This window comes from Rivularia sp. UHCC 0363 (assembly GCF_034931125.1).
Classification (GTDB): domain Bacteria; phylum Cyanobacteriota; class Cyanobacteriia; order Cyanobacteriales; family Nostocaceae; genus Rivularia.
The window spans coordinates 1-4,094 of sequence record NZ_JAYGHM010000010.1 but is presented as its reverse complement, the minus strand read 5'-3'; the positions used below and the strand labels follow the sequence as shown (position 1 = coordinate 4,094).

Genomic DNA, 4,094 nt, shown 5'->3' with positions numbered 1-4,094 from the left:
CCCCCATCTCCCCATCCCCCCATCCCCCCATCTCCCCATCTCCCCATCTCCCCATCTCCCCATCTCCCCTCAGTTTCCTGGAAAAAAGAATCGTAAATAAGTGGATAAAATCGCTTCACCACTAAAAAGCGCGATCGCAGAACCTAAAGCTAAATAGGGACCGAAAGGAAAAGGTTGATTTCGGATTGATTTTTTTGGTACGAATACAATATTGCTACCTTCGACAACAACCCCCGCAATACAAGCAATAAAGCTCGCTAAAAGTAAATATTTCCAGCCCAACCAAGCTCCCATCATTGCTGCTAATTTCGCATCTCCCGCACCCATTGCATCTTTACGGAAAACAATTGTACCAATACGAGCAATTCCATCAAACAGCCATAATCCTAATACTGCTGCTGCGATCGCTACCATCATCTGGTTTACTAATCCCGACCAGCTATAAGGTATAAATCCTAATATCATTTGAAACAAAATACCTAGCACTAATCCAGATTTAGTTAGTTCGCTGGGTAAAGTCATTGTATCTATATCAATTATCGATAGCGCTAATAACCAACTACAAAACAGCCAATAACCTATTGTCAGTGGCGAAAATTGGAATATGAGAAAAACTAGTACAAATGTTAACCCCGTCGCTGCTTCTACAATTGGGTAGCGAGGAGAAATGCGAGTTTTACAGTAACGACAACGACCCCGCAACCACAACCAACCCAACACAGGAACGTTATCGTAAGCTTTCAGACCATTTAAACAACGGGGACACCGTGAAGGAGGATAAAGAATCGACAAACCCGCAGGTAGCCGATAAACTACAACATTAATAAAGCTACCAATAGATGCACCCAACACAAAAACAATTAAACTTGTCGGTACGAAAATCCACTGATCCATCAAGTTATCCCAAAGTCATCTACCCAAAGTAATTCGTAATTCGTAATTCGTAATTCGTAATTACCCTGATTGTGCTGACCTAAAATAGGGACAAGGGGATGGGGGAGACAAGGGGACAAGGTGACAAGGGGACAAATAATTCTTAACTCCTCACTCCTCACTCCTATAGAACCCATTTGGGGTCTATGTCTTAACTTACAAGTCCAATATCCATCTGGATTTCATGGTTGTGGCAGCCATTTATCATGATTCTTCGGTCTCCTGAACCCTTATAGTTGCTAAGCTGCTTAAAACGGCTTTGCTGAAGCCTTTGCATTTCAATAAAAGATACCAAATGGGTTCTATAGGGTGGGGAGGATGTCAATACATATGAGATTCGATTTGATTTAACGGAACAAAACACTCTTGTGGTAAAAGAACTGGCTGAGGGGTAAAAATTACCTTTCCTCGATGATTACTGCGATTTATGGCTACTCCTGAAGCTTGTCCAACGATTTCTGGATGAACTTCACAGTAGGTATAGTATATTTGACCCGCAGACCTGATTAGAGAAGAGTCAATCAACGGAGATTGCGTCGCGGGGTTCGTAAAATTTTCCTGTCCTTGTCGTAATGCGTACACGTATTACTTCTGTTGTTTGACTAGGTTTGCAATTAAGTTTATCCGATTTCAACAATGGAAGTTAAAATCTTTGGCGAGAATTAGAAAATTAATTAAAAGTAATTATTTCTCTAATAATTTATCTAATTATTTATCTAAAGTTTGAATCATGACTTCACCCATAGCTTGGCAACCTATTTGATTCATTCCTGCGGACATTATATCTCCTGTACGGAAACCATTTTGTAAGACTTGAAACACTGTTTTTTCAATGTAGTCGGCTGCATCAGCTTGGTTTAAACCGTAGCGTAGCATCATTGCTGCACTGAGAATTTGTGCTAGGGGATTGGCTTTGTCAAGTCCAGCGATATCGGGGGCTGAGCCGTGGACTGGTTCAAATACTCCCGGTGCATTTGCTCCTAGACTAGCAGATGGTAACATACCTATACTGCCGGTAAGCATGGCTGCGGCATCGGAAAGAATATCGCCGAATAAATTGCCGGTGACGATAGTATCAAACTGTTTGGGAGCGCGAACCAACTGCATGGCAGCATTATCTACATAAAGATGAGATAATTCTATATCGGGGTATTCTTGTGCAAGTTTAGTAATTGTACTGCGCCACAGTTGAGATACTTCTAAAACATTGGCTTTGTCTACAGAACAGAGTTTACCTCCACGTTTGCGGGCTGTTTCAAAAGCGACTTTACCAATGCGCTCGATTTCCGCCTCACTATACACCATTGTATTTATTCCCCGCTTTTCGCCGGTTTCCGTATCAAAAATGCCTTTAGGTTTACCAAAGTAAATTCCACCAGTTAGTTCGCGTACTACCATAATATCAACGCCTTCCACAACTTCTTTTTTCAAAGTTGAAGCGTCAATTAACTGGGGTATAATTTTTGCCGGACGTAAATTAGCAAATAATTCCAAACCAGCACGCAATCCCAACAAACCGGCTTCGGGACGTTTATTAGACGGTAACTCATCCCATTTGTAACCACCGATCGCAGCTAGTAAAACAGCATCGCTATCTCTACAGCTTTTTAATGTAGCTTCCGGTAAAGGTTCATCCGTCTGATCGATCGCAGCACCACCAATTAAGGCTTCTTGAAACTCAAACTGGATATCAAACTTTTTTCCTACGACTTTAAGTACATCTACCGTTACTGCCATGATTTCGGGTCCAATACCATCGCCGGGAAGTAGGGTGATGCGGTAGTTCTGGGTCATAGTGGTTTTAAATGATTTTTTTAGATTTTTATAATTAGGGCAGATTTAATATCATACCGGGCAAGGGTACTTATTTGTAGGGTGTTATTGTCCTTTTTAAGTAGAACAAGGGAGTAGGGAGTGAGGAGAGGGGAGGGGAGTAGGGTGAGGTTCGGTATGTATTGCACCCAAGTGAAAAACGGTATAGATGGAAATTTAACAATAAAAGCTAATTATTAAGAGATTAATGAGTAATTTTATCTAAAATATCAAGTTTTAGTAAATATAATTCTTAATGCTGGAAATTACTCAGGTACAGGCTGTAGAGGAAAGTTAAGTTAGTCGAAAACAGAAAACTTACCTAAAAAATAATGGTAAAAGAATTAGCCATTCGTACCAGTGGACTATACAAACAGTTTGACAAGCATATAGCCGTTAACAATATTGATTTAGAAATCGGTGAAGGAGAAGTTTACGGACTTATAGGACCTAATGGTGCGGGGAAAACATCGCTAATTCGGATGTTAGCAGCAGCAGAAGAACCAACCGCAGGGGAAATTTATCTGAATGGCGATCGCCTATGTAGGGATAAAACGAATCCAACTCTGAAGCGTCGTTTGGGCTATTTACCTGATGATTATCCCTTATACCAAGAATTAACGGTTTGGGATTACCTGGATTATTTCGCGAGGTTATATCTTTTACGAGAACCTCACCGCAGCAAAAGGTTGCACGAAGTTTTACAACTCATCCAATTAGAAAATAAACGCAACAGCTTAATTTCTACTCTATCAAGAGGTATGAAACAGCGTTTGTGTTTGGCTCGAACCATTATTCACGAACCGATTATACTGCTGCTCGATGAACCAGTTTCCGGACTCGATCCCATTGCTCGGATGCAGTTCCGGGAAATCATCAAAGTATTGCAAGAAGCAGGAATGACAATCTTGATTTCCTCCCATGTTTTGAGCGATTTAGCCGAGCTATGTACCTCGGTAGGAATTATGGAACTCGGCTTTTTAGTCGAAAGTACTTCGCTGCAAGAACTTTACAAAAGTTGTGCTACCCACCAGATAGTTATTTCGACTTTAGGAAAACAAGAAGTGCTATTAAGCGAACTAAAAAATAATCCTTTAGTGGAACACTGGGAGATATTAGGAAATCAAAATAGCGTCAAAATCAATTTTTCTGGAGAACAAGAAGACTCAGCCAATTTATTGCGTTCTCTTGTCACTGCTGGAATTCCTTTAACCGAATTTCACTGTACTCAAGAAGATTTAGAAAGCATTTTCCTTAAACTGGGACACAAACAAGCATCTTAGGAATTAAGAATCGGTAATCGGTAATGGGTAATTGGTAATCGGTAATAGATACCACAAAAACATAGC

4 protein-coding genes are annotated in these 4,094 nt (G+C 40.5%); 1 reads left to right on the top strand and 3 read right to left on the bottom strand.

The window, feature by feature from the left end; genetic code table 11:
• Nucleotides 1-69: 69 nt before the first annotated feature.
• The 3 genes from VB797_RS07915 to leuB all read right to left on the bottom strand — a co-directional run bounded on the left by VB797_RS07915 (nt 70) and on the right by leuB (nt 2,727).
• A complete protein-coding gene (locus VB797_RS07915; RefSeq protein ID WP_323237130.1) occupies nt 70-894 on the bottom strand; it encodes a prepilin peptidase in 825 nt (274 codons plus the stop codon).
• A 360-nt stretch (nt 895-1,254) separates the two neighbouring features.
• Nucleotides 1,255-1,515, bottom strand: coding sequence for a hypothetical protein (locus tag VB797_RS07910; RefSeq protein WP_323237129.1), 261 nt, complete (start codon nt 1,513-1,515; stop codon nt 1,255-1,257).
• A gap of 126 nt (nt 1,516-1,641) precedes the next feature.
• Nucleotides 1,642-2,727: a 3-isopropylmalate dehydrogenase gene (gene leuB, locus VB797_RS07905; protein ID WP_323237128.1), complete on the bottom strand. Its 1,086-nt coding sequence runs from the start codon at nt 2,725-2,727 to the stop codon at nt 1,642-1,644.
• 350 nt (nt 2,728-3,077) lie between these two features.
• Here leuB and VB797_RS07900 point away from each other — a divergent pair, with 350 nt between their 5' ends.
• Nucleotides 3,078-4,028: an ABC transporter ATP-binding protein gene (locus VB797_RS07900; protein ID WP_323237127.1), complete on the top strand. Its 951-nt coding sequence runs from the start codon at nt 3,078-3,080 to the stop codon at nt 4,026-4,028.
• Nucleotides 4,029-4,094 lie beyond the last annotated feature (66 nt).

Bases quoted from the DNA above. Each gene is read 5' to 3' on its own strand.
- leuB (WP_323237128.1), bottom strand. From the start codon at position 2,727: ATGACCCAGAACTACCGCATCACCCTACTTCCCGGCGATGGTATTGGA.
- VB797_RS07900 (WP_323237127.1), top strand. From the start codon at position 3,078: ATGGTAAAAGAATTAGCCATTCGTACCAGTGGACTATACAAACAGTTT.
- VB797_RS07915 (WP_323237130.1), bottom strand. From the start codon at position 894: ATGGATCAGTGGATTTTCGTACCGACAAGTTTAATTGTTTTTGTGTTG.